General features: G+C 39.2%; 32 protein-coding genes. 11 read left to right on the forward strand and 21 right to left on the reverse strand.

Annotated features, from left to right (window positions below; genetic code table 11):
- Nucleotides 1–4 precede the first annotated feature (4 nt).
- Nucleotides 5–781, reverse strand: a complete 777-nt coding sequence (locus V7O61_RS09035; RefSeq protein WP_407282073.1) for an archaellin/type IV pilin N-terminal domain-containing protein — start codon at nt 779–781, stop codon at nt 5–7.
- 53 nt (nt 782–834) lie between these two features.
- Nucleotides 835–1638, reverse strand: coding sequence for an archaellin/type IV pilin N-terminal domain-containing protein (locus V7O61_RS09040; protein WP_407282072.1), 804 nt, complete (start codon nt 1636–1638; stop codon nt 835–837).
- 157 nt (nt 1639–1795) lie between these two features.
- Here V7O61_RS09040 and V7O61_RS09045 point away from each other — a divergent pair, with 157 nt between their 5' ends.
- Nucleotides 1796–2587 (forward strand): hypothetical protein, encoded by a 792-nt coding sequence (locus tag V7O61_RS09045; RefSeq protein WP_407282071.1) that lies wholly within the window; start codon nt 1796–1798, stop codon nt 2585–2587.
- Nucleotides 2580–2942, forward strand: a complete 363-nt coding sequence (locus tag V7O61_RS09050) for a hypothetical protein (protein WP_023843870.1) — start codon at nt 2580–2582, stop codon at nt 2940–2942. The genes V7O61_RS09045 and V7O61_RS09050 overlap by 8 nt, the downstream gene beginning before the upstream one ends.
- A 565-nt stretch (nt 2943–3507) precedes the next feature.
- Here V7O61_RS09050 and V7O61_RS09055 read toward each other — a convergent pair.
- Both V7O61_RS09055 and V7O61_RS09060 read right to left on the reverse strand, forming a co-directional pair.
- Nucleotides 3508–4287 (reverse strand): archaellin/type IV pilin N-terminal domain-containing protein, encoded by a 780-nt coding sequence (locus tag V7O61_RS09055; protein WP_407282070.1) that lies wholly within the window; start codon nt 4285–4287, stop codon nt 3508–3510.
- A gap of 45 nt (nt 4288–4332) precedes the next feature.
- Entirely contained in the window at nt 4333–5148 is an 816-nt protein-coding gene (locus V7O61_RS09060; RefSeq protein WP_407282069.1) for an archaellin/type IV pilin N-terminal domain-containing protein, read from the reverse strand.
- Nucleotides 5149–5308: 160 nt separating this feature from the next.
- Here V7O61_RS09060 and V7O61_RS09065 point away from each other — a divergent pair, with 160 nt between their 5' ends.
- The 4 genes from V7O61_RS09065 to trpA all read left to right on the forward strand — a co-directional run bounded on the left by V7O61_RS09065 (nt 5309) and on the right by trpA (nt 9090).
- Entirely contained in the window at nt 5309–6112 is an 804-nt protein-coding gene (locus V7O61_RS09065) for a hypothetical protein (protein WP_023843873.1), read from the forward strand.
- A gap of 160 nt (nt 6113–6272) precedes the next feature.
- On the forward strand, nt 6273–7088 hold the full coding sequence (locus V7O61_RS09070) for an indole-3-glycerol-phosphate synthase (protein WP_023843874.1): 816 nt from the start codon (nt 6273–6275) through the stop codon (nt 7086–7088).
- Nucleotides 7089–7108: 20 nt separating this feature from the next.
- Nucleotides 7109–8320, forward strand: a complete 1212-nt coding sequence (gene trpB, locus V7O61_RS09075; protein ID WP_288070838.1) for a tryptophan synthase subunit beta — start codon at nt 7109–7111, stop codon at nt 8318–8320.
- Complete coding sequence (gene trpA / locus V7O61_RS09080) at nt 8317–9090, forward strand: tryptophan synthase subunit alpha (protein WP_023843876.1); 774 nt, start codon at nt 8317–8319, stop codon at nt 9088–9090. The genes trpB and trpA overlap by 4 nt, the downstream gene beginning before the upstream one ends.
- Before the next feature lie 85 nt (nt 9091–9175).
- Here the strand turns inward: trpA and ftsY are convergent, their stop codons facing one another.
- The 15 genes from ftsY to V7O61_RS09155 form a co-directional block, all read right to left on the reverse strand.
- Entirely contained in the window at nt 9176–10309 is a 1134-nt protein-coding gene (gene ftsY / locus V7O61_RS09085) for a signal recognition particle-docking protein FtsY (RefSeq protein ID WP_407282068.1), read from the reverse strand.
- Between the two features lie 50 nt (nt 10310–10359).
- Nucleotides 10360–10797 carry a prefoldin subunit alpha gene (gene pfdA / locus V7O61_RS09090; protein ID WP_023843878.1) on the reverse strand — a complete coding sequence of 146 codons (438 nt, stop codon included), beginning with the start codon at nt 10795–10797 and terminating at the stop codon, nt 10360–10362.
- Nucleotides 10798–10800: 3 nt separating this feature from the next.
- Entirely contained in the window at nt 10801–10977 is a 177-nt protein-coding gene (gene rpl18a, locus V7O61_RS09095) for a 50S ribosomal protein L18Ae (RefSeq protein ID WP_023843879.1), read from the reverse strand.
- An 18-nt stretch (nt 10978–10995) separates the two neighbouring features.
- Nucleotides 10996–11652, reverse strand: a complete 657-nt coding sequence (locus V7O61_RS09100) for a translation initiation factor IF-6 (protein WP_407282065.1) — start codon at nt 11650–11652, stop codon at nt 10996–10998.
- Nucleotides 11653–11686: 34 nt separating this feature from the next.
- A complete protein-coding gene (locus V7O61_RS09105) occupies nt 11687–11953 on the reverse strand; it encodes a 50S ribosomal protein L31e (protein WP_023843881.1) in 267 nt (88 codons plus the stop codon).
- A 13-nt stretch (nt 11954–11966) separates the two neighbouring features.
- Nucleotides 11967–12122: a 50S ribosomal protein L39e gene (locus tag V7O61_RS09110; RefSeq protein ID WP_023843882.1), complete on the reverse strand. Its 156-nt coding sequence runs from the start codon at nt 12120–12122 to the stop codon at nt 11967–11969.
- Nucleotides 12123–12225: 103 nt separating this feature from the next.
- Entirely contained in the window at nt 12226–12834 is a 609-nt protein-coding gene (locus V7O61_RS09115; RefSeq protein WP_407282063.1) for an alpha hydrolase, read from the reverse strand.
- A gap of 9 nt (nt 12835–12843) precedes the next feature.
- A complete protein-coding gene (locus V7O61_RS09120) occupies nt 12844–13206 on the reverse strand; it encodes a DNA-binding protein (RefSeq protein WP_023843884.1) in 363 nt (120 codons plus the stop codon).
- Between the two features lie 67 nt (nt 13207–13273).
- On the reverse strand, nt 13274–13723 hold the full coding sequence (locus V7O61_RS09125; protein ID WP_407282061.1) for a 30S ribosomal protein S19e: 450 nt from the start codon (nt 13721–13723) through the stop codon (nt 13274–13276).
- A gap of 144 nt (nt 13724–13867) precedes the next feature.
- Nucleotides 13868–15139, reverse strand: coding sequence for an adenylosuccinate synthase (locus tag V7O61_RS09130; RefSeq protein WP_407282059.1), 1272 nt, complete (start codon nt 15137–15139; stop codon nt 13868–13870).
- Between the two features lie 45 nt (nt 15140–15184).
- A complete protein-coding gene (locus tag V7O61_RS09135) occupies nt 15185–15544 on the reverse strand; it encodes a hypothetical protein (protein WP_023843887.1) in 360 nt (119 codons plus the stop codon).
- A gap of 221 nt (nt 15545–15765) precedes the next feature.
- Nucleotides 15766–16014: a hypothetical protein gene (locus V7O61_RS09140; protein WP_048134984.1), complete on the reverse strand. Its 249-nt coding sequence runs from the start codon at nt 16012–16014 to the stop codon at nt 15766–15768.
- 109 nt (nt 16015–16123) lie between these two features.
- Nucleotides 16124–17125 carry a hypothetical protein gene (locus V7O61_RS09145; protein ID WP_407282058.1) on the reverse strand — a complete coding sequence of 334 codons (1002 nt, stop codon included), beginning with the start codon at nt 17123–17125 and terminating at the stop codon, nt 16124–16126.
- A 190-nt stretch (nt 17126–17315) separates the two neighbouring features.
- On the reverse strand, nt 17316–18158 hold the full coding sequence (locus tag V7O61_RS09150) for a CPBP family intramembrane glutamic endopeptidase (protein WP_407282057.1): 843 nt from the start codon (nt 18156–18158) through the stop codon (nt 17316–17318).
- A complete protein-coding gene (locus V7O61_RS09155; protein ID WP_407282056.1) occupies nt 18158–19042 on the reverse strand; it encodes a DUF1616 domain-containing protein in 885 nt (294 codons plus the stop codon). The genes V7O61_RS09150 and V7O61_RS09155 overlap by 1 nt, the downstream gene beginning before the upstream one ends.
- A gap of 281 nt (nt 19043–19323) precedes the next feature.
- On the opposite strand from V7O61_RS09155, the gene V7O61_RS09160 reads away from it, so the two are divergent.
- From V7O61_RS09160 to V7O61_RS09170, 3 genes are all read left to right on the forward strand, one after another.
- Nucleotides 19324–20472 (forward strand): FIST signal transduction protein, encoded by a 1149-nt coding sequence (locus V7O61_RS09160; protein ID WP_407282055.1) that lies wholly within the window; start codon nt 19324–19326, stop codon nt 20470–20472.
- The gene (locus tag V7O61_RS09165) at nt 20438–21724 is read left to right on the forward strand and encodes a sensor histidine kinase (protein WP_407282053.1); all 1287 of its coding nucleotides are present in this window, start codon (nt 20438–20440) and stop codon (nt 21722–21724) included. The genes V7O61_RS09160 and V7O61_RS09165 overlap by 35 nt, the downstream gene beginning before the upstream one ends.
- Before the next feature lie 76 nt (nt 21725–21800).
- Nucleotides 21801–21974, forward strand: coding sequence for a 4Fe-4S binding protein (locus V7O61_RS09170; protein WP_023843894.1), 174 nt, complete (start codon nt 21801–21803; stop codon nt 21972–21974).
- 59 nt (nt 21975–22033) lie between these two features.
- Here V7O61_RS09170 and V7O61_RS09175 read toward each other — a convergent pair whose 3' ends face one another.
- Nucleotides 22034–23254 carry a PLP-dependent aminotransferase family protein gene (locus V7O61_RS09175; RefSeq protein WP_407282051.1) on the reverse strand — a complete coding sequence of 407 codons (1221 nt, stop codon included), beginning with the start codon at nt 23252–23254 and terminating at the stop codon, nt 22034–22036.
- A gap of 306 nt (nt 23255–23560) precedes the next feature.
- On the opposite strand from V7O61_RS09175, the gene V7O61_RS09180 reads away from it, so the two are divergent.
- A complete protein-coding gene (locus V7O61_RS09180) occupies nt 23561–23740 on the forward strand; it encodes a hypothetical protein (protein ID WP_023843896.1) in 180 nt (59 codons plus the stop codon).
- On the forward strand, nt 23737–24027 hold the full coding sequence (locus V7O61_RS09185; protein ID WP_023843897.1) for a type II toxin-antitoxin system RelE/ParE family toxin: 291 nt from the start codon (nt 23737–23739) through the stop codon (nt 24025–24027). Before V7O61_RS09180 ends, V7O61_RS09185 begins: the two co-directional genes overlap by 4 nt.
- 540 nt (nt 24028–24567) lie before the next feature.
- Here V7O61_RS09185 and V7O61_RS09190 read toward each other — a convergent pair.
- A complete protein-coding gene (locus V7O61_RS09190) occupies nt 24568–26856 on the reverse strand; it encodes a hypothetical protein (protein WP_407282050.1) in 2289 nt (762 codons plus the stop codon).
- Nucleotide 26857 lies beyond the last annotated feature (1 nt).

Genomic DNA, 26857 nt, shown 5'->3' on the forward strand with positions numbered 1-26857 from the left:
CACCTTAAGGATATAATTGTATCGTTTCTCTGGTACCGTACGATGAAGGAGTTACAAACTCAGCCATGGTAGTAGCTCCGGCCTCAGGAGTCATCACTATTGTAACTGTAGTGCGTGGTTCTAGATCCAGATTAGAATCTTTCTGGTTACCACTGGTTGTTACACCATCTATTGTTGTATAAGAAGTGTCACCATCTGACACAACAGAAACATAAATAGTCACCAGGTCACCTGTATTCATTATAGGATTACCCTGTGAAAATGAAACATCTTCATCTCTTATTTTCTGCACTGTAAAGAAGTATCTGCCATTTGCCCCCGGAGAACTTTGAGTGTCCGTCAGTAAATGACCCAGATTTACACTTGCAGTGTTAGAAGATGAGAAGTTTTCCATGGCACTACCGTATGTTTTATCGTTATTGGCATATATCAGGTCATTTGTGTTAGTTCCATCAGTTATTGTAATAATTAACTGATTGAGATCCACAGGAGAACTTCCAACATTAAGGCCCACTTTTACTTTAAGAAGGGACATATTAGAAGCCATAGTAGATCCGGTTTTTGCACGTACACCTTCAATGCTTTTGACGATCAGATTAGATGATACTTCCTGTGTAGCCTGCTTACCGGTTGACTGTGCCTGTTGCTGAAGTGTGCCGGATGTCTGGATAAGCACAGATGCAGCTACAGCAGCAATCAGCACCATAGCTATGAAAATAATCAAAGTACCTATACCCACCTGGGCAGCATTGTCTTTTGTAAAGCTGGCATTAGAGATCATGATAACCTCTTAATGAAAAAGATCTGCAGTGAAAGCACTGCAGTTCTCTTACATTATGGATAGAGCTGTACCGTTTCCTTAACACCGTATGATGAAGGTGCGACAAAGTCAGCCGTTGTTGCTGCACCAGATTCCGGAGTCAGGACAATGTTTACAGTAGTCCTCGGGACCAGAGATAGACCTGATGACCTCAGAGCAGAAGTTACAGAGGTAGTTCCTAGATCGGAATAACCTGTTGCACCACTAGATGTTGTAGCAATATAAAGTGTAATCAAGTCACCGGTATTCATTACAGGATTAGCCTGCGAGAAGGAAGAATCTTCATCACGAATCTTTTCTACTGTAAAATAGTGATCAGCATTGGTAATAGTATTAGGTACTGTTGATTGATTTTGTAGAAGAGTGGCTAAATTTCCAGATGCATCATCTCCAAAATAATCCATATCACCATTTTCATTGCCTGCATCAGCATATGATTTTGTATTTCCTGCATAAACCAGATTATTTGCAGTTGTTCCATCAGTTATTGATACAACTACCTGATTTACATCAACAGGAGAACTACCTACATTAAGACCTACCTTGAGTTTCAAAAGGTCAATTGTGTTGGACATATCAGTAGCACTGTTTTTAGCACGTACACCTTCAATGGTCTTAACCATCAAGTTAGATGACACTTCCTGAGTTGCCTGCTTACCGGTTGACTGAGCTTTTTGCTGAAGTGTACCGGAAGTCTGAATCAATACAGCAGCCGCAACTGCTGCAACCAGAACCATAGCGATGAATATGATAAGAGTACCAATACCCACCTGAGCTCTGGTATTTTTTTTCAAATATAATGCGTTGTTTGCTTTCATGCATATCCTCCTATAATCCAAATATATGGATGAATTTATATATCATTTAATAATATATATATTGATTGGTTGGAAATCTCAAACGTCAAACTATGCAAGTTCGGCGTGAGGAAGCATTATATATTAACAATGTGTAAATAATAGTCAGAGGGATTAGATGAATGCAGGCTTATTAGTAAATGCCACAATATGTTTTGCAATAACAATATCATCATTTGCTTTTGCGTGGGTGCTTGCCCGCAGTGAAGACGAGCATAATGATAAGAGTAAACCTGCCCTCTGGTCACTTGTAATATTATGGTCGCTTGTAGGACTTACTTACCTGCCTACCACCATCAGAATGGTAGCTGCATATTTAGGAAGAGAAAATCTGGATCTTGTGATGTACAGTCTTGCAGCAGTTCCTTTTTCCTTTGTAGCAGTCCCACTGGTCTTTTTCATATTGTATGTAATAGTAGGCAACAAGAAAATAAGCGCATACATTTCACTTCTCTTTGTACTCTTCGGCGCAGCATACCTAATGCTACTCTTTACAAATGGAGTAATTGGACCCATAGTTTCAAGTTATTCATCTCTGTTTACTATAAACAGTGACATTGCAATTAACATATACTTAATGGGACTTTTTGTGATACCTACTGCAATGATCATAGGATTTTTACTGCTCATATTCCTGCAAAAAATGCCAAAACATCTCAGATACAGGACAGCATTGCCACTTGTAGCAATATCTTTTGTATTTGACTTCATGCTTACCGACATGATCACAATGGTGGATGTAATGCAGCTTGTTGCAAGGATATTTGTACTCATAGGAACCGTACAGGCATTTCTAGCGTATTTCCCACCAATGACATTACAGGAAAAACTGGGTATTAAAAAATACCAGTACGAGCTTTATGATGAAGATTTCGACATTGATGGAGAGGAGGACAGCATAGATGTCTGATGATATTGATGTCGAACTTGAACAGGCAGTGGCAGAATTCTACCAATCATTGGGAATTCACCAGGGACCAGGAGATATTCAATACAGACTTATCTTGAAAGTCCTTGGAAGGAATGAAGGAAAAATTACAGAATTCTCAGAAATCAGGAAATACACCGATCAGTTTGCAGACAAAGGTAGCATCGGAAGCAAGATGAAAACCGTATTTCAACTTGAAGGATTGGTTGAAAAGGTAAAACGTGGCGGATATGTTATTACTGATAAAGGAATTACTGCTTCTAATTTCCTTAAAGACAGCACCGCATTCTACAAGAAGAATAAGAGAATGGGCGAGATTATCGAGAGAATGCCCTGAGATTCATTTTTGGCTCTGTAAAAATCCTCTAAATTTAAACAATTATGCAAATCCATAAAACTTATAGATGTCCCCTGAATAGTAATTATTTTTGCTGAATTATAGCTACCGACAGTGGTTTTCAATATATTTTCGACAGAACCTATTTTTTATTAACTATTATAAACAGCTCTCATGGAATCAGAAACGTTAATAATCTATTTTCAGCAAGTTACTTGCAATGGTTCTGATAACTGCGTATAATGATTCTTCCTTTTCATACAATTAATTGACTTATGAAGATATCCGGATTAATTCTGATGTATTCTAATTAATAAATGCCCTGCAAGAGCTTACAGTAAATAACCATCGAACTATGCTGGATGAACAAAAATCTTGTTTTGGTTTTCTCTGATGCATCAATATGACTATAAGCCCAGACCAGACTATCGTTTTTAAAACAATAGATTAGCAGAATGAAAATTCAGAAAAACTAAAGTTAAGATAAAAAGAATTAATCAGAAACATTAGAAAATACGACTTTAAAAAGAAGAAATAAAGTGAGATATAAAACTAGTATCTCACATTATGGATACAGCTGTACATTTTCTTTGGTACCATATGAAGATGGCGTGATAAAGTCAGCAGTGGTTGCGGCACCGGATTCAGGCGTCAATACAATACTGACAGCAGTTCTTGGAGCAACGACTAGACCAGTATCTTTCTGACTAGTAGCTACATTAAAAGAACCAATATCACTAAATCCTGTATCACCAACTGCTACAGTTGAGATATAGAAAGTCACAAGATCTCCCGTATTCATAACAGGTTCCCCCTGTGTGAAAGAACCATCCTCATCACGAATCTTTTCTACTGTAAAGAAATATTTAGCACTGTCACCAGGACCACCATTACTGGTCATCATTTGAAGCACATTTGTAGCGGCTGATGCACTTTCATTGAAACCCTGCATAGCACTTCCATATGTCTGTTCATTATTTGCATAGATCAGATTATTAGTAGTAGTTCCATCAGTAATTGATATTACAACCTGATTTACATCTACAGGAGAACTTCCAACATTAAGACCAACTTTGAGTTCAAGCATAGAAATATTCGCTGCCATATTGGTAGATGAAGATTTTGCCCTGAGACCTTCTATGGTTTTGACCATAAGGTTAGATGAAACTTCCTGAGTTGCCTGCTTACCGGTTGATTGAGCTTTCTGCTGCAGTGTACCAGATGTTTGAATCAGAACTGCGGCTGCAACTGCTGCAACCAGAACCATTGCAATGAAGATAATCAGAGTTCCTATGCCTACCTGTGCGCTTGTATCCGATTTTATGAATTTACTATTTGCTTTCATATTTATCAGCTCCTAAAAATGTGCGAAGGAATCGCACATTATTCATTATGGATACAATTGTACGGTCTCCTTTACACCATATGAAGATGGGGCTACGAAGTCTGCAGTTGTTGCTGCACCAGATTCCGGTGTAAGAACGATGTTTACAGTAGTCCTCGGTACAAGATAAAGTCCTGATGTTTTTAATTCTGTAATACCACTAGTTGTTCCCACATCAGTATAACCAGTTGATACTGCACTGCTAGATGTTGTTGCAATATAAACTGTAATCAAATCACCAGTATTCATTACAGGATTGCTCTGTGAAAATGATGAGTCTTCATCACGAATCTTCTCTACAGTATAATAGTGATCTGAATTGTTGAATGTAGTTGTTAAAACGGTAGTATTACCTGTCAATAACTCCTCAAGATTTTCTGCTGCAGTAGAACCCGCAAAGTCGCTCATAGTACCATTATTAGCACCTGTTGAAGCATACGATTTTGCATTTCCTGCATAAACAAGATTATTTGCAGTCGTTCCATCAGTTATTGATACAACTACCTGATTTACATCTACAGGGGAACTGCCTACATTAAGACCGACTTTGAGTTTCAAGAGATCAATTGTGTCAGACATATCAGTTGGATTGTTCTTAGCACGGACACCTTCAATGGTTTTTACCATAAGGTTAGATGATACTTCCTGAGTTGCCTGTTTACCGGTTGATTGCGCTTTCTGTTGAAGCGTACCGGAAGTCTGAATCAATACAGCAGCTGCAACTGCTGCAACTAGAACCATAGCGATGAATATGATAAGAGTACCAATACCCACCTGAGCTCTGGTATTTTTGTTTAAATGTAATGTTTTGTTTGCTTTCATGTACGATCCTCCTCTTATATCCAGATATTTTTGGATATATTACTATTATAGTAATGAATAATATAAATACCATTTGGTTGGAAATCTCAAACATCAAACTCGCAACTTTTGAACAATGAAAATATATAAATAAAAAGCAACTAATTAGTAGTAGACAGGAATGAACCCGGGACTGCTGCTAAACGGAACAATATGTTTTGCAATTACATTATCATCCCTTGCATTTGCATGGGTACTTTCTAAAAACAAAGATAGTTACAAAGAAAATAGCAAGCCTGCTCTTTTTTCACTGATTGTATTCTGGACGATGGTTGGACTTACTTACCTGCCAACAACAATCAGAATGTTTGCAGCGTATATGGACAATCAGGAAATTGATGCCATAATGTATTTTGTTACAGCGATTCCTTTTGCATTTATATCAGTACCGCTTGTGTTTTTCATAATATATGTGATTACAGGCAGCAAAAAAATAGGAGAATACATCTCCCTCTTTTTCACACTTATAGGAGCAGCATATCTTACTTTTCTTTATGATAGTGGGATAGTTGGACCCATAGTTACTGAATGGGGTTCAATTTTCATGATCAACAGTGATGCTGCAATTAATTTGTATCTAATGGGGTTATTTGTTATTCCAACTTCCATGATACTGGGATTACTGCTGTTGATATTTCTGCAAAGGATGCCAAAAAGAATCAGGTATAGGACAGCGCTGCCACTGGTAGCTATTTCTTTTGTATTCGACTTTATGCTTACCGACACAATTGCAATTGTTGATGCAATGCAAATGTTTGCAAGACTATTTGTCTTTATAGGGACAATACTTGCCTATCTTGCTTATTTCCCCCCGGTGACAGTTCAGGAGAAACTGGGGATACATGAGCAGACCAACTCTGAGCAGGAAAACCATACTGATCATAATATTGAATTTTACCTGAAAGAAGAAATTAATAATACCTAAAACACATCCTGTTTTATGATTTTATTTTAGGACATTCCTGATATATTTTGCAACAAAAGAATACTGCAAGGAGATTTATTTTTGTTGGAAGACCGGCAGTCTTATATAGATTTACATTCATGTACGTTTTTGTACATTACAGAACATACGTGGTTATTTGATGCATGCCGTAATAAATGACATAATTAGCTCTACTGAAAAAAGAGTACAGAATCTTAAGATTAAAACAGAACCAGCTTCGCTTAAGTCTTCAGTTAAAGAAAGAGATAGCAATAAAAGAGACATAATTGGTGCTATTACTGAAAGAAAGCAGCGGGGAAAGGTTGCAGTCATAGCAGAAGTAAAGCCTGCATCCCCGGGAAAAAAACTCAGGGATATTAATCCAGAGGATGCAGCTATAATTGCAGCAGAAATGGAAAGGGCCGGAGCAGTAGCAATATCTGTTTTGACTGAGCCAGAGTTTTTCCACGGTTCAACAGATAATCTTAGATCTGTGAGAAATGCAATTTCACTTCCTGTTTTACGTAAAGATTTTATTGTTGATGAAATCCAATTCAGTGAAATTGAAAGCGATCTTATATTACTAATAGCAGGCATTCTTGGAGAAAAGCTTGAAGAAATGGTAGACATGGCAATGTCAAAAGGATTTGAACCACTTGTTGAAGTCCACAATGAAACTGAACTTAAAAATGCGCTTGAATCAAAAACAAGAATAATTGGAATAAATAACAGGAATCTAAGCAATCTTGAGATTGATCTAAATACTACATTACAACTTATACCGCTTGTTAAAGACTATGATACAAAAAACGGACAAAATCATATTATAATCAGTGAAAGTGGAATGCATACCATAGATGACGTAAGAATGGTTGTTAAAGCCGGGGCTGATGCGGTACTTGTAGGCACATCCATTATTAAAAGCGGAGAAATATATGCAAAAACAAAAGAGCTTGTTGATTCACTTTACTATTAACTAACACACGGAGAATGATAATGAAAAAATCAATGTATGGCAAATTCGGAGGACAGTTTGTTCCCGAAGTGCTCATGCCGGCACTTACTGAGCTTGAAGAAGCTTATGAACGTTACAAGGATGATCCTGAGTTTTTAAAAGAACTTGATTATTACATGAAAGAGTTTGCAGGCAGGGAGACTCCACTTTATTTTGCCAAGAACCTCAGCGAGAAATACGGAATTAAAATTTATCTGAAACGTGAGGATCTTGTTCATGGCGGTGCCCACAAGTTAAACAATACTCTTGGACAGGCACTTCTGGCTAAATACATGGGAAAGAAACGTCTTATTGCCGAAACCGGAGCAGGACAGCACGGAACTGCAACAGCAATGGCTGCTGCCAATATGGGATTTGAATCTGAAGTATACATGGGAGCAAAGGATGTTATTCGCCAGCACATGAATGTTTACAGAATGGAGCTTATGGGCACTAAAGTGAATGCTGTTGAATCTGGTTCAAAGACCCTCAAAGATGCGATTAATGAAGCATTCAGAGACTGGGTCACAAACGTTGAGAACACACATTATCTTATAGGTTCAGTTGTTGGATCGCATCCATACCCAATGATAGTGCGTGATTTCCAGAGCGTTATTGGAAAGGAAGTCAAGGACCAAATAATGGAAAAAGAAGGAAGATACCCCGATTCCATTATCGCCTGTGCAGGTGGTGGAAGTAATGCAATGGGTATTTTTTATCCGTTCATTGAGGACAAGGAAGTCAAGCTTTTCCCTGTTGAAGCAGGGGGTAAAGAAATGAGAACCACTGAAAAAGAAGCACTTCACTCTGCATCGCTTTGTGTTGGTGAAGAAGGTATTCTTCAGGGTGCACATACACTCATACTTCAGGATAAATATGGCCAGATACTTGAATCCAGCTCCATATCCGCTGGGCTGGACTATTCAGGAGTTGGACCGGAGCTTGCATATCTGGCAGATATTGGCAGGATAACTCCATGTTATGCAAATGATGACGAAGCACTGGAAGCTTTCTATGAACTCAGTCGCCTTGAAGGAATTATCCCTGCACTTGAATCATCGCATGCAATTGCTTATCTTATGAAAATGGCAAAGATGGGAAAACTTGGAGAGCTCGGTGATCTTGTTGTTATCAACCTATCAGGGAGGGGAGATAAGGATCTTGAAACTGTATTTAAATTAAAGGAAGAAGAGTCAAAGGAGGATTGTCTGTGAAAATTGAAGACAAGTTTGCAGAACTTAAAGAGAGGAATGAAAAGGCACTTATTGCCTATGTCTGTGCAGGTGATCCTTCATCTGAAGCTACAAAAGAAATTGTAAATGCACTTGTAAAAGGCGGAGCAGATATTGTTGAGCTGGGTCTTCCATTTTCAGATCCTGTTGCAGACGGACCTACGATACAGGCAGCATCAACCAGAGCTTTGGAAGCAGGCATGAACCCGGATCTTTATTTTGAAATGGCAGCATCAATTAAGGAAAATGTTCCTCTGGTATGCATGACATACTATAATCTAATATACAAAAGAGGAAACGAGAAATTTGCCAGGGATTGTGCTGAGGCAGGAATTACAGGAATTATTGTACCAGATCTTCCTGCAGAAGAAGCAGACGAACTACATGCTGCATGCAAACAGAATGGCGTTGACCTGATATTCCTTATCACACCCGTCACAACAGGAAAAAGGATGGAAAAGAACCTGGAAAAAACATCCGGTTTTGTCTATATCGTTTCAAGACTTGGAGTCACCGGAGAAAGAGTTGATGTTGCAGAGTCTACAAAGAACATACTTTCCCGCATTGATACAACAGTTCCAAAGGCAGTTGGGTTTGGAATATCCAACGGACAGCAGGCTGCAGAAGTTATCAAAGCAGGTGCTGATGCCGTAATTGTAGGTTCTGCTTTTGTAAACATAATCGCTTCAGGTGAGAATGTAAACGAAAGAGTAGAGAAACTTGCATCAGAATTAAAGAAAAGCTGCAGATAATTTACTGCCAGCTTTTTTCCTATTTTAAATTAGAATCAATTTTTAATTTAAACTGTTTTTAAAAAAGCAAATTAGAGAATGCAAATCATTCTCCAAAAAGCTGATCCACAAACCACTGAGGATCGAATTTGCGAATGTCGTCATATCCCTGTCCCATTCCAAGGAATAATATTGGTTTTCCTGTGATGTATGCAATGGAAATTGCTGCACCACCTTTGGAATCGGCATCTGTTTTTGTCAGAATTGAACCGCTTATAGGAACTGCATCATTAAACTGTGCTGCCCTTTCTACAGCATCATTACCTGCAACTGCCTCGTCCACAAAGATAATGAGGTCTGGAGGAGCTACACGGCAGACTTTTTTAAGCTGCTCCATGAGGTTAATATTGGTATGCATCCTGCCTGCGGTGTCAGATAATACTACATCCACATTATGTGCTTTTGCATGCTGCATTGCATCATAAATAACAGCAGCCGGGTCACCCTGCTCCTGATGTTTTATTATCTTTACGCCAATCTTCTCAGCATGGATTGCAAGCTGATCAATGGCTCCTGCCCTGAATGTGTCACCTGCAGCAACTACAACGGACATGCCCTGATCCTTGAAACGTTTGGAAAGCTTGGCAATTGAAGTTGTCTTCCCTGTTCCGTTTATACCGATAAAAACAATATGTACCGGCTTTTCAGCTTTTTCCACATATTCATCAAGGTCAAATACATTGGCACTCATCACATCATAGATTGCATTTTTCAGAGCATCTTCAACAATGTTACCCGTATTGCTACCAATACGTCTTCTGGTCCCAACCAGCTGGCTCTTTACTGAGTTTACAATTGCTTCTGAGACTGAAAGTGCAATATCACTCTCAAGAAGTGCCATTTCCAGATCCCAGAGAGGTTCTTCGAGATCATCCTCTTCCAGAATGAATTCTCTTTCAAAAACAAGAGCTTTAGCTTTTTGTGCGAAACCAAATTTCTTAGTAGTTTTGCTCTCCTCTTTTGGATCAGTCCGGGTTTCTTCAGCTGGAATTTCAGGTTTTTCTTCTAATACTTCCTGTGAAGAAGGAGAAATTGAAACAGGAGATTCCAGCTCTTCATCAGATACTACAATTTCCTCTACAATTTCTTCAACGGGTTCGATAGCTACAGCTTTTTCATCTATTTTACTGCCAATCTTATCCTTGAATCCACTGAGTTTTGCCTTGAGTTTATTGAACACGTGATACAACTCGCAAGTTTGTTAAAAATAGAAAAAATAGAAAAAAAGGTTCACTGGGAACCTGCATTACCTTGTGGCTGCTGGAGCTTTGCAAGGAATGACTCAATAGCCTGCATCTGCTGGCTTAACTGGGCAAGGGTGTTATTCATATTATCAAGAGCTGTTGTAAGCTTTTCTCTGCGGCGCTGGAGAATTTCCTTTGCTTCAGGAAGAGGTCTTTCAACAGTTAACCCTGCACCGATATCAACCACTGCTTTGTCAGTGTGACTGATATTGGCATATATAAATGAACCGGAACCTATAGGAAACATTATTTCAGAACCAGCGGAAACAGTGTTAAGCTCATCTATTGTGTTAATTGCTCTATTACAATCTTCCAATGAGATCTGGACCATGCTCATCTGCTGCTGAACCATCTCCGCACGCTTTTGAAACTCACGGTGCTGGTTTGCAAGAACCCTTGGATCCTGTCCATTCATATCCGCCATGGATCATGCCTCAGTTATACTTTCGATCTTTATCAAGTTTCTTTTAAGACCATGTTGACTGCCGACGAGTGAATACACTTTGTCCTCTGCATTCTTCTCGTTCTGGCTCTCAATGACCTTTGTAAACTTTTCCCATGCTATTCCGGCCTTGAATGTGCCTTTGACCTGAAATGTCTTCATTTAAATCACCTAAAACCATTATTCTAATAAGTCCAGGGCATCCTCTATTCTTCCCAGTTCATGTCCCGTAGTCTTCGAACCTGCAACATAACCTTTGGAATTTGCAATCAATCCGGAACCAACCATTTGAGTTCCATAATTGGATGTCCCAATATCTACCGGGAGATCGAACAACTCTTCGAGCATTTCAAGCTCGGTACTGGTTGCCCTCGGATTTACAAGCAAACCTTTATTGGTTGCAACTCCGGCCATCCCTACAGTTTTTGCACCGCCTATCGTGCCTCTTTTAACATCTACCTTGAGAGCTTTCTCAATAGTTTCCACAGATTTATCATTGAGTTCCGGATGTACAAGTGCCGCAAAATCATTTGCAAGCACAACATTACCGATAGCATTCAGCTTACCTGGTAATTCAACAACAGGAACATCGATCTTTTCTATGCCTCTGACATTGGAATCCATTGGAACAAGCACTGCGTTGGAATTTCCCCGACAAAGTGAACCCACAATAGTACTTCCATTGATAAGGGTTTCCACTACATTTGCCTGCAAGAACTGGCCTATCTTTTCACGGACAGGCTCAGGCGTACCCAAGGATACAAGCACTATATTTTCGGTGCATGTTGCAAAAGCCCCTATGACGGGGCTTTCCTGTATAGTTATAGTTCGTAACATTATATTCTTAAACTGGAATGATACCCGGGAGCATTTATGCGAGTTCCGCCTGAACTTCGCCATCCTCGAACTTTGCAGCCCTTATACGGATGGAGAGAGGTGGTTTCTCAGAACCATGTTCCCATACTTTCTCATTGATAGTCTTGTCTAACTTGATCATGTCAGGCTCAACTTTCATGTGCTTTGTAAGGTATGCTCTGATAACTTTTACAGCCTTCTTTGATCTCTTCCAGCGAGGGTATTCCTTCACTTCACGGAGAGGGATCGTATAGATCTGCTCTTTTACTATATCTTCTGCCATTATCATCACCTACTTATTTCACATCGAGACTGCTTCTTCTCCAGTGTCTTCTCTTTGGATGGCTTACGACCTTACGACCGGTCTTAATGATAACCCAGGTAGGAACCCTGTGGTTCTGCCTGTGTGCTTTTGCCAACCTTGTCTTCTGTCCTTTAGTATTGTGGCTCACTTGTCTCACCTATGCTATGATTTGTATTATAGTATCGATTGAATTTTGAACTTATAACATAATTATTGTATAAATCCTTAATCATGTTGTTCCGTTCGCTGTTTCATTCCTTCACGCTTATCTTGCGTTCGATAACATGTGATTGTACATGAGTGGGGAATATTTCTTTAATCTTTTCAGAACCATGACTTTGAACTATCATTTCCCTTAGTTCAGTTTCATAATCTGCTTTAAGTACATCCTCACTCAGACCTTCTTCGATGACCAGATGCTTATTCACAAGTTCATTTACTGCAGCACGCCCAAATCCTTTCAAAGGGCATATATAGTGAACACCAAACCGATCCTCAATGCTTCTTATCTGTGATAATTCAAGCATAGGAACACGATCATCACGGCGAATTCCGTCAGCAATGAATGCGACATTAGAGTCGGCCGCCAGATGTTCTATAACGCTTCTGTGAATGAAATTGATAGCATTTTTGGGGAAGCCATCCTCCATAATCATATCGTATGCCTTTTCAAGAATTGAAACATCAGGTTTGATAATCCTGTGCGCAAAACCAAGCCTTTCTGCAGTTTCAGCAGCTACTTCCCCAACAGGAAGCAGTGAAAAACTACATGTTACTAGTTCAACTTCAAAGAAAGGCTCCAGCAGTATTGCGGACAAAGAACTGTCCTTTCCACCACTGAACATTACCGATACATGCATGAAGGGCGCTCACATACGCTTAATAGTAGTTTCCCTCTTTTTGGGCTGCATCTGAACCAGAAGCTGTTTGAGTTTTTCATCGTCGATCATGGATTGTAGCCTGCCACTCTGTGCAAGCATGATCAACTGGTTTTCAAGCTGCTCAACAAGTTCCTTACGGGACATGCGTAGATTTGTCAGCCTTTCACGTGCTTCCGGAGTCAGGATCTGACGCATCAGAGCCTGCTTCTTTGCTTCCATCTCAGCCTGCATTTGCTCCTGTTGCATTGCAGCCTGCATATCAGCTCCGCCTGCCTGTTGTTGAGCTGCCTGTTGCTGCTGCTGGATTTGTGCAAGTCTTTTTCTTCTTATCTCTTCAAGGTCATCAGTCATGAAAGTCACCTTTGCTTATAAGATTAAGCAGTGATTCCTTATAGAAGTTATCGAACTGGAATCGCACTCAGTATTTTGCAAGACCTGGAATGGTTTCCAGAAGATCCTGTTTTACCTCATATGCAACATTGTCAAGCATGGACTGTCCCTGTGGGGATACCACACGACCGCTCTTGAGAGTGCGTACAAAACCTGCTTCTTCAAGCTGCTGAAGTGCAGTTCTTGCTATTGCACCGCTGCCCTTTGCCTTTTTGCCAGGAGCAACGCCTCTGTCCTTCTTTCCACCATAGACAGATCTCATTCTCTCAACACCGATTGGGCCCTGAGTGTATACAGTTCTAAGTACTGCTGCACATCTTGTGTACCACCATTCAGTATCTGTTGGTGGAAGTTCCTTGTGCACACCTGTCTTCACGTATGTTGCCCACTCAGGTGCATTTACTTTATCGTTATCTTTCAACTTTTCTGCTACCTTTGCTATAAACTCGGCTGCAGGAACGTCATATACAGTTGTCATTAATATTCTCCTGAATTATAATATCTGTTAAGATACCCACCATCTGCAGGACTCAATTGCATCAAGTGATTAGTTCAGCTGGATTTGTGATGTTTAAACTATTGAGTAGTATATACGTTTTTCGGCAGTTTTCGCCAAAAAGTATTATTTTCTGAAGGTCTGCTCCCTTGCAGGACCTACAGAAATAATATCTATCTTTACACCCATCTTATCTTCAAGATAAGTTACATAGTCCTGGGCTGTCTGTGGAAGATCGTTGAATTCCTTCACACCGGTAAGATCACTGTCCCATCCCTGAAGGTCTTCATATACCGGTTTGCATCTTGCAAGTTCGGAAGTATCTTCAGGAGGATAATCTATTACTTTTCCATCCAGCTCATAAGCAACGCAAACTTTTACCGTGTCAAGATTGGATAAAACATCTAATTTAGTGAGTGCAATGGATGTGTAACCATTCAGGTAAATTGCTTTCCTTAGCAGTGGAAGGTCAAACCATCCACACCTTCTGGATCTGCCGGTAGTAGTACCAAACTCCCCACCAACATCCTGTATCTGCTTACCGATGTCATCAAAGAGTTCTGTAGGTAATGGGCCTTCTCCAACCCTTGTGATATATGCTTTCACAATCGCCAGCACTTCACCAACCCTTGTTGGCCCTACACCAATATTGGCACATGCAGAACCGGCAATTGTACAGGAAGAAGTTACAAACTTCTGGGTTCCATGAATTACATCGAGATGAGTTCCCTGTGCACCTTCAGCAAGGACATTTTTACTTTCATCAAGTGCCTTGTTAACTTCATAAGAAACGTCAGTTACATAAGAAGCAAAACGCTCACCAAGTTTCACATACCTGTCAATAAGATCCTGATCCATAACTATAGAAGGATCACCACCAAGCTCTTTTATAGCTGCTTCCTTTGATGCTGCCAGATCTTCAAGTCTTTTAAGGAACTTTTCTTTATCAGCAAGATCACCCATACGGACCTCATCCCTGGCAACCTTATCAATATATGCAAAACCAATACCACGTTTTGTAGTGCCTATCTTTTCAGTCCTCTGCGATTCTCTCAGGCCATCCAGTTCAATGTGATATGGCATTATAATACTGGCTTTGGCATCGACACCTACCCTTGTCGCATCTAAATTAATGCCACCTTCTGCAAGCATATCAAGTTCTTCTGCCAGCACTTCGGGATTAACAACAGTACCCGGACCTATTAATACTCTTGAATCTAAAAGAAAACCAGATGGAATGAGGTGAAGCTTGTATACATCCTCACCTACTTTAACAGTGTGTCCCGCATTGTTTCCACCCTGGAAACGGACAACCAGATCATAGTTACCGGATATTAGGTCAACTATCTTACCTTTACCTTCATCGCCGAATTGAGCACCAGTAATAATTGTAAACATGGGTGCAGAATTACCCTGTTGGCTTAATAAAGTTTTGATTGGGCTTCAGATATCCTCTTCAAACGCAAGCATACGGCAGCCTTCATCACAGAAGCCTGATGAATCTACCTTACGACAACGTAAAGCCTTTGTAACTCCCATATCCACAAGAGTATCGATCAGTTTCTCCGCCACGGTGATACTTACGTTGAACTCAGATTGAAGCATGTATATGGCATCCGGCCTTTTTATAGAATAGAAACAAGCACGCGATCTTTTGTCTGACTGACAAGTATCATATGCATCACATTTCATAACGCGGGAACTGTTCTTAAAATGAATGGCAAGCCCCTGCCAAGAGTGTACGTTATGCATACCCTTTATGCCATAGATATTTGCCTTCGTTTTTTCCTTGTGTCTTAACATATATACTTACTAGCAAAACAAAAATATAATTACTTTTTGTTCAAAATATGAACAATCGCTATTTTGCCAAAGGGGAGCTAAAAAAACTAATTAATTGACATAGGCTTTTAAATCACCCTAAAAACACATTGTAGACATATCATCCTAAAAATACAAAAAGTAAGCAACATAATTTCACAAGGTATTAATAGTATCATGGAGTTTTAATAGACGAGTGGAGATCAAATGCTGACAAGCACAATAATAACCACAACAACCAGTACGATATCTTCAGCAGCGAGTGCCGTGTCAATGACGACACCAGTAGGACTGCCGGAATACGGTGTACTGGCCGTCGTTGCGCTGATCTTGTTGCTTTCGGCAAAAGAAATTTTATCTGCTTCTGACAAGTGGAATAAATCTCTGGATTGTTCATTAAATATGACAATCCTGCCGTTGTTGGTATCGTTTGTAGCAATAGTGATCTTCAAGGTATCAGAAATACTCTGATGCCTTTTTCTTTTTTAAATTCCCATATTTGTTAATAAACAATGTTGACCGGAAAAATACCCGGTCAATTAAAATCAAAAATAGTAGTGATTACTTATAGCGATTCTTACGGAACCCTATAAAAATGGCCCCCAGACAAAGCACACCGACTACAGCACCCATCACACCAAGTTCCGGGATTTTACTCTGTATACCTGATGAAGATTTGTTTTCCAGAATGTAACCATCTACCTCACCGGTGTCACTGTCACCTTCTGAGCTTTCATCCTGTGTGGATTCCATATCAGCATTGTGGAGAATCTTCTCAACTTCATCACCAACACCGGAAGATTCTTCATCATCATTGCCAAGTGTGTCTGCATCAACAATCTTAAGCTCTGTCCCCGTGTGACTGCTGCTTTTTTTAGTGGAAGAAGATGAAGATGTGGAAGATGAACTACTGGAACTGTCGTCATCATCACTGGAACCATCGGTTGTTCCTAAGGGAATAGACAGAGTCTGCCCACCTACCGTAAGAGCAAAATTACCCTCAGGCATGTTTTCTGTTGTATACGGATATTCAAAATACCCATCGGAATCTGCAGTAATAGAACCTTTCCCTCCGAAACTCAGAGTAACTTCGCTACTTGAAGAAGTGCCACTTACTCCTATATCATATGTGCCACTTGTTATTTTGCTAGTTCCAAAAGTAGCAACCCCGTTGTTCACAGTAACAGGTAGAGATGGCAATCCTTGACCTAAAACATACAGAGTTATATCCAGACTGTCAACACCTTCTGCCCTTAAGCTAAAAGATTCAGAGCCATCCGGTATTGTAATTTTTCCTATATGATACTCATAGCTCCCATCTGAAACAGATTGAATTTTTTCAAAACTAACTGATACAGATATTTCCTCATTCGGAGAAGCCGTCCCACTAACAGTTACCGTATCTCCAGGAGAAGGATTAGGTGGTGAATAACTAAGATTAGTAACTTCTGCCATTGCTGTTGATGTCATTAACAATACAGCGGTAACAAGAACCAGCAACAATAATGAACTTTTTTTCATGAGGCCTGTTGGACTATGGAACAGGCTTTTTTTGTGAATCATATAAGATGCATCTCCATAAACAATTCTAAGGGATGTTTAGCGCACATACTAATCATTTATTCTTATATTATACTGGTCATCTATTTATTTAATAATTCCTGTAAATTTTTTTAAAAATATAGATCTCATGTAATATCATGCAATTATACTTTAGAAATTACAATAAATAGACAAAACTGGCAGAAATAGTTCAGGCCATCAGAGGTATTATTCCAAAAAGGAATATGTTTACCAGACCGTGAGCAAGTGTGATTAAAGGTAAACTGTTTGTTTTCTGGAACATATATCCAAATATCAAACCTGCAAATCCGGTGAAAAATATCTCATAAATAGTTCCATAACCAGAGTGCATTACACCGAACAAAAGACTTGCAAGCAACAATCCCTTAAAGTCTCCGAAAGATTCTGAAAACCTGGTTTGAATTAATGACCTGAAAACCAGTTCCTCCATAAGACCGACAAAGAAGATCATGATAATTGAGATCTTTAAAAGACTTGCAATTGAAAGATCAGGTATAAGATTGCCTGCATGAATAGTGAAATGTTCACCCTGTGCAATAATTATACCCACTATAAATGCAAGAGGAACATACTTAGCCATATTTTTGAAGTGGACACCTAAGGTCTCTTTTGAGATGTTTTGATGACGTATTACCAGATATGCCGGCACTATCAATGGAGCATATATGTATACATAAAGATTAATCGTCATCTCAGAAAACACCGGCATAGACATGTTCAAAAGACGAAGAATCGGGAGCAATGTCAAAACCTGAAGACTCCTTGCTACATGAGTCCCATCTATCCATATTGATGAAACAGACAATGCAATTAACGTAATGACATGTAATGTTACTCCTGCCCTGTAATTCCCGGAATATAAAAGCAATTCCGCAAGTATTATCATAAGCATAGCAATAGAAATAACATAAGTATCTGTCAAACCCGGGATAACAGACTCTACATTCTCAGTTCTCGCTTTTTTGAAACTGTCACGTAAATTCCAGGAACCTTTCAGTTTCTTGTGTTTCATCAGGCAGCCTCCGTTACATTTATCCATAGATGCAGATCCCTGTAAGGTTCTGTCATATTGTCATCACGGTAAAGCAGATATTGTAATTTCATATCCTCGCCGGTGATACCGGGAACAAATGAAACCGGTTTTTCCCACGTCACATTATGGGCAAGTGCAATATGATTAAGGCTTGGAGGAGTTTCAATAGTTTCATTATTCAGCCGTATCACAAGAGAATAATTCACCACAGAATATTCATGGTTAACTATCCCTACAACAACATCCACACTTTCACCAATCTCAAGCTGAGTCTTGTAGTTATCAGCCATTCTCTCCGGACCCAATATGTAGAATTCAGTAAACTTTTCACCCTGTTTAGGTGTAACAACAACATATACAAGAGTCATTACTGATGCAAGTATGGAAATTATCAGAATTATCGTAAGAATTCTATCGAGTCTTGATTCCGGCTTCTCATTAATTTCAGCCATGACAGACTCATACATTTCCCTGAAAGGAACCGAAAATGCATCTGCTCCCAGTGCCTCACGTCTATAGACTGCCACAATGGACATCAGTATAGTAAAATTTGTCAGGAATACCAGTATTGGAACAAGTCTTATGCCCCAGGGAGTGTAATTCAGACCCAGACCGATTAAAGGAACAACTGCTATACTAAGCCCAAAACTCAGGGCAATGCGTTCTATGCCATCAAGATCATCTTTTCCCGGAAAGAGAGCAGCTATCAAAGCATAACCTGGCAGGAACAGAACCATTGGCAGGCCAAGCACAGTACGTATAGGACTGTCACTCAGGAAAGGAATAAGCACAAAAATGTCTGTAAGCAGAACAAGTGCGATGACAAGTTTGATGTCCGTAGGAGTATGTTTTTTATCGGGCATTTCTTTTATTAGGTACAGTATATAGTATATTTAATCTTTCTGAAAGGTTTACCGTTCTGAATAAGACTATTTACATCACATCTAATATAAATAACACAGACATATAATTTTAATATATATGTCTTTTGCAAGCCAATATATAAATATTATACTATACTAATCCCTAATGTTAACCATTTCAAATATATCGCAGATCTTGCACAAACCGCATAATTTGATGCAGACATCGAGAAATAAATATAGCTACAATTGTGCTGAATTCATAAATAACAACGATAAATATGTACATTCCGTCATCTGAAATTGTTGGTATTGTTGATGCCATTGAAAACCTGAATGTAAAAAACAATGAAACTATCCTTTTACTAATGGCAGAGAGAAATCTTCCAGATATCGATAATCTCGTATCTGAACTAAATAAACTAAAAATAGATTTTATTGGTGCCATATTTCCGGGAATAATACATAATACTGATACATATGATACTGGAACTATAGTTCATGTACTTCCGACAATTCAAAAACCAATACTAATCAAAGGAATAAACACCTCGCAAAAAAAGCTGGAACAAAGTATATCACCCTTCAGCCCATTGTGCAAAAAAGGGACAACTGCCTTTATAATAGTAGACGGAATGACAACAGATGTTTCTCCTTTTCTCACTTCGATGTATAATTTATTTGCAGACTCAATAGAATACCTGGGTTGTGGTGCTGGTTTTATAGATATGGAACAAAGACCATGCATCATTTCCCCTGATGGGTTTTTTGAAGATGCTGCTTTAATTTTATTCCTTGATGCTTCATGTAAAATCGGCGTTCAGCATGGGTGGGTGCAGGACATAGGACCGCTGGTTGTTACAAAAAGTGAAGATAACATCATAAAGGAATTGAACTGGAGAAATGCTTTAGGAGTTTATCGGGAAGCGCTCCTGACAAATTATCAAGTTGATATCAACATTGACAATGGTTATAATGTACTAAGTCACTACCCTTTTGGAATCTATGTTGAAGGGCATGAAGATCTCATAAGGGAAGTATTCAAAATCAATGAGAAAGGGGAACTTGTCTGTGCAGGCAATATTCCTGAAAATGTAGTCCTCTACATATTAAAAAGTGATAAGAAGAAAATGCTCCATGCTGCTGAAATGGCTGTTAAAGAATGTCTGGAAGAAAATGAAATTGACGCAGAACATTGTCTTGTAATGGATTGCATTGGAAGGTCATCTTACCTCCAGGATGATTTTATAGAGGAACTATCAACCATTAAAAATGGACTTGAAAATAAAAATATAGACCTGATACCGGAAGGTGTGCTCTCCGCAGGGGAAATTGCTTCCATGAAAGGAGATGTGCTGGAATATTTTAACAAAACCATTGTTATAGGAGTTCTTAATGGACCACGAGAAAAAGTATGCAGAGATATTTAACCAGATATCGTTGTTATACGAACTTTCACTTTCAGTTGGTAACTCACTGGATATAACCGAAAATTGTGATAGTTTCCTGAAAAAATTAATGTCCAGAAAGAAAGTTAATTTTGTTTCAGTCTGGATAAAAGATGAATTCCTTGATTTTAAAATATCTGAAAATGCAAGCCAGGTCTATGCAAACCCTGAATATTATGCCAATATGAAAAAAATACCAGTATATCATCCCATTTTCAAAGAAACCACACCCAACATACCATTCGTTGTCAGTGCAAATGAAGATAACTTCAAGCAAATAGTCATTGAAGACAGTTTTAATTCCGGAATGTGCATGCTTTTTCCGCTTAAAGATTTTGGAGTTCTTAAGCTTTACTGGATAAATGATTTGAAAGATCCGCTTTATGTAGCAAATCAGCTCAGTAAAGTTATATCAAAATTCGCATTTTCTCTTGAAGCCTGCCTGTTACATAACAGAGCCCTGTGGGAAATAAAAGAAAAGAACAAAGAGTTTGAGGCACGACTGAATGCAGAATCATCTAACCGTGCTAAAAGTGAATTTCTTGCAAATATGAGTCATGAGCTTCGCACACCGCTAAATTCCATAATAGGTTTCTCGGAAATGCTTACCGAAGGAAATTTCGGAGGTCTTAACGATAAACAGATCAGGTATGCAAACAACATTTCCAATAGTGGAAAACATTTACTGACAATCATCAATGATATACTGGACCTTTCAAAGATAGAAGCTGGAGAGATGAAACTTAACTATGGAGAGGTTTCTGATAAGAAACTTATCTTGGAAGTAATAGCCATCCTTAAACCTCTTGCAACAAAAAAACAACTATCATTGGAAACAAAGTATATTGAAGACATTACCGTACAGGCTGATCAAAGCAAACTGAAACAGATACTTATCAATCTTGTAGGAAATTCTCTAAAATTTACACCTGCTGGTGGATATGTGTATCTTTCTACGCACATGGAAAATAATAACTTATACATTCAAGTTGAAGACACAGGGATTGGCATTTCCCAGGAAAATAAGAAAATCCTTTTTGAACCATTCAAACAAATTGATTCCAGTCTTAACCGCCAGTATGATGGAACAGGCCTTGGCCTTTCACTTGTAAGAAAACTCATAGAAATGCATAATGGTAAGATTACTGTGAAAAGCGAAGAGGGAAAAGGTAGCATTTTCACAATAATATTACCAATTGACAACAAACCAACTGACACCAATAATGCTCGATAGGTATTTATTTCATAATCCCTGATTGGAACAGGAGTATCATAATATTATAGAAATGATACTTAGGGAGTGAAAGAAAATGCCAGCTGTTGTTGATAAGAATACATGTACAGGATGCGAGCAGTGTGTAAATTCCTGCCCGGTAGAAGCTATCTCAATGAACGATGACGTCGCAGTCGTTGATGCAAACGAATGTGTCGACTGTGGCGACTGCGTTGACGTTTGTCCGGTAGAAGCAATCACTTTAGAGTGATGCTTTTTTCTTTTTAATCCTGAAATGACTGCCTTTTTTGAACTACTTTTTTCAATACTTTAACAGCTAAGTTTTTCCATGCAAGCTGCAAGTCTTTTGATTCCCTCTTCGATATCATCAGGATCAGAATTGGAATAATTCAGCCTAAGTGTGTTGGAACCTGCTCCCTCTTTAGTATAGAAAGGACTGCCAGGAACAAATGCAACATTCTCTTTTATCGCCAGATCAAATAAATCCATGGAAGAAACATCTTCAGGTAATGTTACCCAGACAAACATGCCGCCTTCTGGTCTGGTATAGCTGATACCTTCCGGGAAATATCTGGCCATCATGTCAATCATGTGATCGCGACTTGAGCCATATGCATCCTTAATCTTTGAGATGTGCCTGTCAACGTCATTGTCCAATAGATACTGGCAGATAATTCTTTGAGAAAGATAATTGGAATGCAAATCAGCTGCCTGTTTTACAACAAGAAGTCTTTCCATGATATCTTTCTTTGCACATATCCAGCCAAGTCTGAGTCCCGGAGCAATTATCTTTGAGAAGGAACCCATGAGAATTGTATTTTCCAGATAATTCCTGATAGTAGGTACATCCTCACCTGCAAACCTAAGTTCACCGTAGGCATTATCCTCAACACAGACAACTCCATGTTTACCAAGAACCTTTGCAGTTGCTTCCCTTTTCTCTTTTGAATAAGTAACACCGGAAGGATTCTGGAATGTGGGAACAGTGTAGAATAGTTTTGCATCGCTTTCTTCCAGGGTTCTGTCAAGAGCATCAATATCTATTCCATCATCCAGAAGTGGAACTTCCCTGAACTCCGGTTCAAATATTGAGAAAGACTGTATGGCGCCAAGATAGCCAGGACTTTCAATAACAACCCTGTCTCCTTTATTCAGAAAAACCTTACCGATAAGATCCAGACTCTGCTGTGAACCGTTTGTTATAAGGATCTCAGATGGATCTATCTCAAGTCCGCTCTTTTCAAGATACCTCTGTGCAATGAATTCACGTAAAGGCAGGTACCCTTCTGTAGTACTATATTGCAGGACATTCGCCGCATCCTCTGACATGACCTTGGCAGCCGCTGCTGCAAGCTGCTCTGCCGGGAAAAGTGCAGGGTTTGGCAGTCCTCCGGCAAATGAGATAATCTCCGGCTGCTGCGTGACTTTCAAGATCTCCCTGATGAAGGACTTTCTGCTGTTCTCCATCCTTTCAGCAAATCTATATAATTGTACTGGTTTCTCTAATGAACTTTTTTCATCTGTTTTCATTATACCATCTGATTAGTATTCGTTATTAATATGGTTGATACAAAAAATAAATATTAATTTTAGCATAGTGATATAATCATGCCAAAGTTACAGTGAAATGGCAGTTAATATATTTTAACCATACCCAAAGAGATTGTTGACCTTGAAGGATGGAAAAAAGGCCAGAATATTAAACTCCGTAGAATCAGTTCTAAAGATTAAGAATATATTGCACTAATACCAAAGGAGGACTATTCCTAAGTATATTGTAGAGTTTGGAGAAATAGGTAGTAACTTATTTATGCAAACGGAGGATATTCTCTATTAATGGCCATAAATACTCATTCACGTTCAATAACAAAAATACATCCTTCCAAATCTATTGCTGTTGATTCAGTGCCATTGAATCATAGAACCATTAAACGCATAGAGGAAGCAAAAAAAGATTTGAAAGAAGGTAATGTTTGTACCCTTGATGAGCTTAAGGCCGAACTTGGAATTGAATGACGTTTGAAGGTGTTTTTACTACGGCCTTTAAAAAAGACTTAAAGGACGTAAACAAAAAGCATCCTCGAGATGTGAAAGCTATTGTTAATTCTATCGAGAATGTTATTTTAGTCAATCCTTTTAATGCTGATACTAAGCAGTTGCAGTGTTTCGAACATTATAGACACCGTATTGGGAAATACAGAATCGTTTTTGACTTCACAGATGAAAACACAATTGTTTTTCTAGCTGTTGATTTGAGAGCTTCAATATATGCCAAATTAAGGCGAAGATTCAATAAGTGCTAAAAAGAGGAATATATCGCATTAATTATAAAGGCAAACCTGATTTTCTCGCCTGCTCATAGATTATTATCGGGCGATATTTGCTATTAAAAATGACGTCGTATACATACTCGAAATAATACCACATGAACATGGATACAAGCGATTGTGATAGACCTTGTGTTTCCATTCTATTTATTAATCGCCTCCCAATAACTGGTAGTTTGGGATGTTAAACTGTAAAAATGAAATATGAAATAAAATTAAGTATTCTTGGATTAATTTTTTATATGTGTTTGCTAAACGCTTAACATTTTCAAGCAACTCAGGTTTATCAGTATCATTAAAACCAATTACTAGTATGCTAAATTAAAATTTGAAATCGGTTTTCTACAGAACCAAAGTTCCAATACACTTAAAATCTTTTCATCATCAGAATACCAGCTCATTTTTGATAATATTATAGCGGAAAGGATTGTAGCAAAAAAGGGAACAAGAATGCCATCTTGTAGAAAATAGCATTCCTAGTTTCTGCAATACAAATTATGCTTTTACTGCAATTCTTTACTTGTCGAGAATTACAACATGCAGGGAATTGCCGCGCCACATACTGAGAGTATCGAATTCCCAATTGCTTGCAAGTCCTCCTGTACCACTGAATGCTCTGCTGCGTCCTTCAAGGTAGAAGCGATATCCTCCTTCATCCACCGTGGCTGGAACATTAACTGTCCAGTCCAGTACCTTGTTGTTGTCATCAACGGCCTGATGCCAGTAACTGTCACTTCCAACTGAACCCGAACAACCAGTAAAACTGATGGCTATATCTCTCAGATGGCTTGCAGCCACATTATACTGAACCTTTAGTTCAATATCAGACCCTGCAGTCCTCCTGATGATTGGACAATGCAAAGGTGCTTCTTCCCATGCACCTCCACCCTCCCTGTATTCAAGTTTGAGGAAGTCCACTGGCGAAGGTTTACTGTTATCTATTACAACCTTTACAGGATCCAGAGCAGCAGCTATTGGATTGTGGGTTGCATCATAGAGTTCCATTCTGAGTTCGTATTTCCCATCCGGATAGCGATGTGTCCTCCAGTTTATCAGCGTATGATATGGGAAATAATCATTCGGCGGAGTAAGCACTTCATAGAAACCATTTGAATCAGGCTTTACATGATGCGAGGTTCCTGCGCTTATGTTGTAAACATGCCATGATTCAGTGAAGTGTGTTTCAGTTCCGCCCTCATACGTGTAGAAGACCTTATAATAGGTGGCAGTTCCATATTCCGGACAGCCTACAATACGAATTGTCTTGCATAGCGGTGTCTCAGCATCCGGCCTGGTAATATGTGGCATAGGGAACAGGATAAGCTGCTTTGGCCTGTTAACTCCTGTCACATAACCCTCTGAATCAAAGTACATTGGATCGATTGCAATGTCATTGAATCCCACAATACCTGCATTTGTGCATGGCTGGTAAGACTGGCCGCATGGAACACAAATAGCATTTGACCATGCTTCTATCTGCACATCGGTTGTGGATTCACTGAGGTTCCAGTTTACATCAAAATAACCTTCTTCATAGATAGTCTCCGGAACACCGTCACCGTCAATATCCTGTTCAACCTTGAATACAATATCAGGTACATCCAGGAAAAGGTTCCATTCAGGCACAATTTCCGGCCAGCAGCGCAGAAGTCTTACTATTGGTTTTGACACCCTTATCTGAGCCATGGTTGATGCGATATCTTTTTTGTTCTTACCGAGCATTTCTATCAGGAGATCATCGTCCGGAAGTGAGGGAGGAGTGATAGATTTTGGGAATGCCGGTTTGTCAAGTACAGAAGACTTGTCCTGGCTTACGGGTTCGAAAAGAGAATTCTTCCGGAACAGGTTTTCACGAACTGCTTCAAATCTGGATTTGGTAAAAAGATCACTTTTACTGCTGCTGAGATTGATGTTTGAACTAAGTTCTTTCTTTATCTCTGCTGAAATCGTCCCAATGGCGTTCTCATCCGCAGACTTCAAGTTCCTGTATTCTGTTTCTTTAATCACAGGCTCATTTGGAGGCCATGGTTCCGGTCTGGGTTTTACCCGCATTTCAGGGAGCTTTTCAAGCTCGGGATAATAACGTATGTCAGGCTTTACACCGAGATCAATTGCTTCAATTACCGAAGGTTTTCTCAGAATTTCCCACAGACAGCGGTAGCGCAATCTCCACCTGAGAACCGCGTCAATATCAAAATAAGGGATATTCACACAGAAATAACCGCATTCATCTGTTTTGGCTGTGGCTATTTCTTCCCTGCGGTGCGGGAAGAACGGATATACCCATCCCCATGGAAGACCCGGGTTTGGATACCACCAGAAGAAATTCAGGTCAACATCATACACATGCACCGTTGCTCCGGGAACAGGACACTGTTCACCGGTGCTGGGATCTGTCTTGAATACACGACCGCAGACTTTGTGTTTAAGTTGCAATAATCCCAGAACACGATCAACTGGCTTTAAAACAATATCATCCTCTTTTAAAATCCCATTGCGAGATAGAACGGTTTCTTTGTTAATGCTGGCAACCGATGCATTCTCAGATGAAGAAAGCCTTAATATTTGAGTTCCCTGTTTCATTTCATTGGGAACAATAGCTATTTTTGAGTTCTCAGGCATCTTTGAAGCATCCAGCTTTAATGCCACATCCACTTTATCTGTTGTAAGTTTCTTCTCTGCCAGTATTTTTACTTCATTCCCGTCATCCGTAAAAACTACAGCTTTAAGTGGAACAGGCGAATTTTTCACACCTTCGGCTTTTGCTGTAATCTTAACCCCTGCTGTTCTTTTGTATCTTGCCATA

Source organism: Methanolobus sp. WCC1 (genome assembly GCF_045690315.1).
In the GTDB taxonomy this organism is placed as follows: domain Archaea; phylum Halobacteriota; class Methanosarcinia; order Methanosarcinales; family Methanosarcinaceae; genus Methanolobus; species Methanolobus tindarius.